Origin of the sequence: Pseudomonas sp. 18.1.10 (genome assembly GCF_024655625.1) — a bacterium.
GTDB lineage: Bacteria > Pseudomonadota > Gammaproteobacteria > Pseudomonadales > Pseudomonadaceae > Aquipseudomonas.
The window spans coordinates 1-6,749 of sequence record NZ_JANLGL010000068.1; the positions used below are offsets into that span (position 1 = coordinate 1).

Annotated in this window: 6 protein-coding genes; 3 read left to right on the top strand and 3 right to left on the bottom strand. The window is 63.1% G+C overall.

What is annotated here, in order from left to right:
* Positions 1-85: 85 nt before the first annotated feature.
* The 3 genes from tssC to tssA are packed head-to-tail and all read right to left on the bottom strand — an operon-like array spanning position 86 to position 3,165.
* Positions 86-1,582: a type VI secretion system contractile sheath large subunit gene (gene tssC / locus NUV89_RS13895; RefSeq protein WP_257781762.1), complete on the bottom strand. Its 1,497-nt coding sequence runs from the start codon at positions 1,580-1,582 to the stop codon at positions 86-88.
* 2 nt (positions 1,583-1,584) lie between these two features.
* Complete coding sequence (gene tssB / locus NUV89_RS13900; RefSeq protein ID WP_003195557.1) at positions 1,585-2,091, bottom strand: type VI secretion system contractile sheath small subunit; 507 nt, start codon at positions 2,089-2,091, stop codon at positions 1,585-1,587.
* 54 nt (positions 2,092-2,145) lie between these two features.
* A complete protein-coding gene (tssA, locus tag NUV89_RS13905) occupies positions 2,146-3,165 on the bottom strand; it encodes a type VI secretion system protein TssA (protein ID WP_257781763.1) in 1,020 nt (339 codons plus the stop codon).
* Between the two features lie 393 nt (positions 3,166-3,558).
* Between tssA and tagH the strand changes: the two genes are divergently transcribed.
* Genes tagH through tssK form a run of 3 tightly spaced genes read left to right on the top strand, consistent with a single transcriptional unit; the run spans position 3,559 to position 6,747 of the window.
* On the top strand, positions 3,559-4,830 hold the full coding sequence (gene tagH / locus NUV89_RS13910; protein ID WP_257781764.1) for a type VI secretion system-associated FHA domain protein TagH: 1,272 nt from the start codon (positions 3,559-3,561) through the stop codon (positions 4,828-4,830).
* A 54-nt stretch (positions 4,831-4,884) separates the two neighbouring features.
* Positions 4,885-5,394 (top strand): type VI secretion system lipoprotein TssJ, encoded by a 510-nt coding sequence (gene tssJ, locus NUV89_RS13915; RefSeq protein WP_257781765.1) that lies wholly within the window; start codon positions 4,885-4,887, stop codon positions 5,392-5,394.
* Positions 5,395-5,412: 18 nt separating this feature from the next.
* Complete coding sequence (tssK, locus tag NUV89_RS13920) at positions 5,413-6,747, top strand: type VI secretion system baseplate subunit TssK (protein WP_257781766.1); 1,335 nt, start codon at positions 5,413-5,415, stop codon at positions 6,745-6,747.
* Positions 6,748-6,749 lie beyond the last annotated feature (2 nt).

A 6,749-nucleotide genomic window follows, 5' to 3' on the forward strand; every position in this document is an offset into this window, starting at 1 on the left:
TCAGTCAAAGATGTTTCGACTGACCCACCGCTTTCGCGAGCAAGCCCGCTCCCACACAAGCCCCTCCCACAGACGAGCGGATTGCTTAGGCGGATTTCGCCGAAGGCAGCTTCGATACCAGGCGCAGCGACACGGTCAGCCCTTCCAGCTGATAGTGCGGGCGCAGGTAGAACTTGGAGTTGTAGTACCCCGGGTTGCCTTCCACTTCTTCCACGATCACCTCGGCCGCGGCCAACGGGTGCTGGGCCTTGGTGGTTTCGGTGGAGTGGGCCGGATCACCGTCCACGTAGTTGAGGATCCAGTCCTGCAACCAACGCTGCATCTCGTCCTTCTCTTTGAAGGAACCGATCTTGTCGCGCACGATGCACTTCAAGTAATGGGCGAAGCGGCACGTGGCGAACAGGTACGGCAGGCGCGCGGCCAGGTTGGCGTTGGCGGTGGCGTCCGGGTCGTCGTATTCGGCCGGTTTCTGCAACGACTGCGCGCCGATGAACGCGGCGAAGTCGGTGTTTTTCTTGTGCAGCAGCGGCATGAAACCGTTCTTCGCCAGCTCCGCTTCACGGCGGTCGCTGATGGCGATTTCGGTCGGGCACTTCATGTCCACGCCACCGTCGTCGGTCGGGAACGTGTGGGCCGGCAGGTTTTCCACTTCACCGCCGGACTCCACGCCACGGATGCGCGAGCACCAGCCGTAGTGCTTGAACGAACGGTTGATGTTCACCGCCATCGCGTACGCGGCGTTGGCCCAGGTGTATTTGGAGCTGTCGGCACCGTCGGTGTTTTCTTCGAAGGCGAAGGCTTCCACCGGGTCGGTCTTGGCGCCGTACGGCAGGCGCGCGAGGAAGCGCGGCATGGTCAGGCCGATGTAGCGCGCATCTTCCGATTCACGCAGGGAGCGCCAGCCGGCGTATTCCGGGGTGGTGAAGATCTTGGTCAGGTCGCGCGGGTTCGACAGTTCCTGCCACGAGCCCATGCCCATCACGGTTGGCGACGCCGCAGCGATGAACGGGGCGTGCATGGCGGCGCAGACTTTCGACAGCTCGCCCAGCAGTTCCACATCCGGTGGCGATTGGTCGAAGTAGTAATCGCCCACCAGGCAACCGTAAGGCTCGCCGCCGAACTGGCCGTATTCTTCTTCGTACATCTTCTTGAAGATCGGGCTCTGGTCCCACGCGGTGCCCTTGAATTTCTTCAGGGTCTTGTGCAGGTCCGGCTTGGAGATGTTGAGCACGCGGATCTTCAGCTGCTCATCGCTCTCGGTGTTGTTGACCAGGTAGTGCAGGCCACGCCAGGCGCTTTCCAGCTGCTGGAAATCCGGGTGGTGGATGATCTGGTTGACCTGGGCGGTGAGCTTGGCGTCGATGGCGGCGATGATCGATTCAATCGACTTGATCGCGTCGTTGGACACCAGGTCCGTCTGCGCCAAAGCTTGTTCGGCCAAGGTGCGCACGGCGGTTTCCACGGCTTCGCGGGCACGCTCGGTCTTCGGCTTGAATTCTTGCAGCAGCAGGTTGGCGAACTCGCTGGCTTCCTCGGTGGCGCCCAGGATCGGCGCGCCTTCGCGGGCGGTATTGTCACTCATGATTACTGCTCCCCTGCAGGCTTGGGCGCGCTGGCAAGTGCTTGCAGCAATGCCGGGTCCTTGATCGCCTTCATGATGATTTCTTCAGCGCCGGTCTTGCCGTCCATGTAGGTCAGCAGGTTGGCCAGTTGGGTGCGGGCTTCGAGCAGCTGGTTCAGCGAATCGACCTTGCGCGCCACGGCGGCCGGGCTGAAGTCGTCCATGCTTTCGAAGGTGATGTCCAGGCTCAGGTTGCCTTCGCCGGTCAGCTCGTTGGGTACGTGGAACGCCACGCGCGGCTGCATGGCCTTGAGGCGCGAGTCGAAATTATCCACGTCCACTTCGAGGAACTTGCGGTCGGCCACCGGCGCCAGAGGCTCGGCGGGCTTGCCGGCGAGGTCGGCCATCACGCCCATCACGAAGGGCAGCTGGACCTTTTTTTCGGCGCCGTAGAGCTCGACGTCGTACTCGATCTGCACCCGAGGCGCGCGGTTGCGCGCGATGAATTTCTGAGAACTTTGCTTCGCCACGTTGCTGCTCCTGGTCGCTTGAGCGACGGTGTTGTTACTGCACGGCCGGGCGGTTTACTCGCCGTCCGGGCCGCGCAGGTTTTCAAATTGGGACATGCCGTCGGGAATCAGATTGCGCACGATCGCCGCAAAGTCGGCGTGCACCAGGTTCTTCGCCCGGTTCAACAGCACCGGCAGCGGGCTCGAAGGCTCGTGCCGGGTGTAGTACGCAAGGATCTTGTCGAGGCTGCGCAACACGTCATCGCGGTTGGCGATATCGCCCAGCGGGCGCGGTGCTGCGGGGGCAGCGGCGGATTCGACCGAGGGGGCATTGTCTTCACTGACGGCCTCGGGAACGCTGCTGCTATCGGTGCCGGGCACCGCTTGATTGAGGATTTGCAACGCCTGCTTGAGCGGTTGCTTCAAGGCGCTGAGGTCCACGCCCTGGGCGGAACCGACCTGTTCGTTGACCTGCTGCTCGATGGCTTCGCAGGCCGCCCGCGCGGCGCTCAACGCATCGCGGGTGGCTTGCAGCTGCTCGGGGTCGCTGTCGAGAAACGCGGCGTGGAGCTGCTGGGCGCCGAGTTGTTCATCGGCAAACGACTGCAGGCCGCTGGCGTTCAGCGCCGCGCGCAGGCTCACCGGGCCGAAGGTGCGCGAGCGCGTGAGGATGCTTTCGCGCAGCAGGCGGATGTTGGTGTCGCAGGTCAGGCCGGTGAGGGCGTTGATGCGTACGGTGGGGTCGTTATCGTCGTCGGCGTCCAGGCGTGGATGCAGCTCGGCCCAGTAGTCACGCAGCAGCGCGTTTATCAACGAGAGGGCTTGCGCCAGCCCGGCCACACCCTGGAGGGCGAGGGCACTTTGCAGCAGGAAATGGGTGATGCGCAGGTCTTTGCTGCGCTGCAGCAAGTCGAGGCTCTGCTGCTGGATGTCGCGCCATTGCGGTGGCTCAGCGGGCAGGATCGAGTCGCCCATGCTGCGCTCGGGCTGGCCCTTGGCGGCACGCTCTAGTTGAAGAAAGTCCGCGTCATATTCCATGTCTTCGCCACACGGCGAATTCGCGGAAACGGCGGCGAGCAGCAACGGCACATCCACTTGATTTGATCTCCTTATCAGCCCGTTAGATGGCGGGCAATGCATGCATTAGTTGCGCAGGGAACTTTGCATGTTTTCTCGGTCATATAAGCAAGATGCCACTAGTGTGCCATCATGGTTATCTGAGAAGTTGTGCATTTTTGGTGTAGTACTTACGCCTTGTCAAGGTAAGCTATTCGCCCTCTGTGACAGATGTGCGGTGCTTAACAACCTGCGCGACGGGTGGGTCTAACAACGTACCGGGACAGGATTTTTGTCATGGAGCCCGGTTAAGATCAGCAATTGTGCGGGTGTTGCAAGGTTTTACGGTGGGTTGCACGACCTTATGGAGAGACTTTCTGGAACTAACGTCCAGGAAGTAGAGCGCGCGCGAAGTATCAGCAAGGAGGCAAGATGTCGCTGTGTTTGACTATCACTAGTTATCACAAGATCACCCCAGGCCAATGCGCCGAAAAGTCCATGGATCAGGGCGTGATGGCTATTGGCCGCAGTTTGGACAATGACTGGGTATTGCCTGACCCTGAGCGCCTCGTCTCCTCGCAACATTGCGTTATTCAATACAAAGATGGCCGTTATTATTTAACCGATAACAGCACCAACGGTGTGGAGTTGGTGAGCGCCGGTATTCGTTTGCGTCGCGGCAACAGCGAGCCCCTGGAAAATGGCGAGTTGATCCGCATCGGTGACTACGAGATCCAGGCGCGGATCGACTTCAACGTGCAGGCCAGCGACAGCCAGCCCTTTGCCGCCGATGCCGCGAACAGTTTTGAAGCGCTGATGGGCGCCGTGGTGAACAAGCCGGTGATCGCGCCGCAGTTCCAGGGCGCCTCGTCGATGGACACCCTGCCGGACCTGTTCGACTTCCTCAGCCCCAGCGCCGTACCGCCGCCGACCGTGGCCGATCATGTGCCCAGCGAGCAGCACGACTTCCGCCCGCCGACCCCCGTTGCCGTCGAAAAACCCGTGGCCTCGGCCTCGGTGATCCCGGATGACTGGGACCTGTTGGCCGACGCGCCCGCCCCCGCACCTGTCGTCGCGCCAGTTATCCAGCCGCCACCGGTGGTCGAAACCCCGCCACAACCCGACTTGCTGCAAGCCTTCCTGCGTGGCGCCGGCCTCGACCAGTTGAACCTCGACAAGGCCCAGGCTGAAGCCCAGATGGAAAACATCGGCCGCAGCTACCGCCTGATGGTCGAAGGCCTGATCGACGTGTTGCGTGCCCGCGCCAGCCTCAAGGGCGAGTTCCGCATGCAGCAGACGATGATCCAACCCGCCGAAAACAATCCGTTGAAGTTCGCCCCCAACGCCGACGAAGCGTTACTGCTGCTGCTTCGCCACGGCAACCAGGCGTTTATGGCGCCGGACGCCGCCGTGCGTGACAGTTTCAACGACCTGCGCGCGCACCAACTGGCGGTGATGGCCGGCGTGGAAGCGGCGATCAAGCACCTGCTCACGCGCTTTGAACCGGCGCAACTGGAAGAGCGCATGGGCAAGCCCGGCGGCTTGTCGAGCCTGTTCAACGGTTCGCGCCAGGCCCAGTACTGGCAGCAGTTCACCGAGCTCTACAGCAATATTTCCCGCGAGGCCCAGGACGATTTCCAGGACCTGTTCGGCCGCGAATTCAGCCGCGCCTACGAAGACCACAGCGCACGACAGCGTCGCTAAAAACCGCACGACATGGATTAAACGGATAGCTAAGTACGTCATTGAGGACGCAGGATGATTCCCAGGTTTTTACTCGCAGTCGCCACCGTGCTGCTGCTGACGGCGTGTGCCAAAGACGTCGTCGCGCCCGCCGCGACCCCCGAGGTTGAAGCGGACACCGCTGCCATCGAGTTGCACTTCCACGCGATCAGCGGGCTCAACCCCGGCGCCAACGGTCAGGCTGCGCCGGTGCGGGTGCGCATCTTCGAACTGAAAAACGCCGCCACCTTCGCCCGTTCCGATTACTTCGCCCTGGCCGACCGCGCCCAATCCACCCTCGGCCTGGACCTGCTCGACCAGGACGAAGTGGTGCTGCAACCCGGCCAGCAATTGAGCCTCCAGCGCGACCTCGACCCGTCCACCCGCCAGATCGGCCTGCTGGTGGGCTACCGCGAGCTGGACCGCGCGCAATGGCGCACGGTGGTCAACGTGCCCGCGCGCCAATACACCGAATACCAGATCAGCCTCGATGTGCGTGCCGTGCGCGCCGACGTCGTGGCCTCCCCATCCAGCCCAGCCCACTAACAAGCAATCGGAGCCCCCATGTCCTGGAACAATCGCGTGGTCTGGTCGGAAGGCATGTTCATCGGAACGCAGCACTTCCAGCAGCATGACCGTTACCTGGAAAACCTGATCGACGCCCGCAGCCGCCCGTTGTCCGCCGGCAGCTGGGGCTTCTCCGAGCTGCTGATCGACCAGGGTTTGCTGGCCCAGGGCAAGCTGGCCATTGTCTCGGCACGCGGCCTGTTGCCCGATGGCACGCCGTTCAATATCCCCCAGGATGACCTGGCGCCGAGCCCGCTGAATATCGACGACCACCTGCGCGACGGCCTGGTCTACCTGGCCTTGCCGCTCAAGCGCGCCGGCGCCCGCGATACCGTGGATGAGGGCGAAGCCCTGGAAGCCGCGCGCTACGTGAGCCAGGTGCGCGAAGTGCGCGACGACAACGCGCCGTTCGAAAACCGCGCGCCGGTGGCCGTGGGCTCCCGCGCCTTGCGCCTGCTGACCGCGCAAGACGGCATCAGCGACTACGCCGCCATCGGTCTGGTACGCATCAAGGAAAAACGCGCCGACCGCGCACTGGTGCTCGACGACACTTACATCCCTCCGGTGCTGGACGTGGCCGCGAGCAAACCGCTGGCAGCCTTTCGCAGCGAACTGCTGGGCCTGCTGCACCAGCGTGGCGAGGCCTTGGCGGGCCGCGTGGTCGCCTCGGGCGCCGGTGGTGCGTCGGAGATTGCCGATTTCATGCTGCTGCAACTGGTCAACCGCGCGCAGCCGCTGCTCCAGCATTTCAACCAGTTGAGCCCGCTGCACCCGGAGCGTTTCTTCAGCGAACTGGTGAGCCTGGCCGGCGAGTTCTCGACCTTCTCCACGGCAGGTCGGCGCCCGCAGGAATACCCGCAATACCAACACGACGACCTGGCCCTGAGCTTCGCCCCGGTGATGCTGGCGCTGCGTGAAGCGCTGTCGATGCTGATCGACAGCAAGGCCACGCCGATCCCGATTGTGGAGAAGGCCTACGGCATCCACGTGGCGATGCTGGCCGACAAAACCCTGCTCGACAGCGCCAGTTTCATCCTGGTGGTACGCGCCGACGTGCCCGCCGAAACCCTGCGCGCACGCTTCGGCCAGCAAAGCAAAGTCGGCTCGGTGGAGCACATCCGCGACATGGTCAACCTGCAACTGCCGGGCATCAGCCTGCTGCCGTTGCCGGTGGCGCCACGGCAGATCCCGTATCACGCCGGCTCCACCTACTACGAGCTGGATCGCGGCAGCGAGCACTGGCAGCAACTGCACAACTCCGGCGGTTTCGCCTTCCACATCGCCGGGCAGTTCCCGGGCTTGAACCTGGCCTTCTGGGCGATCCGAGGATAATC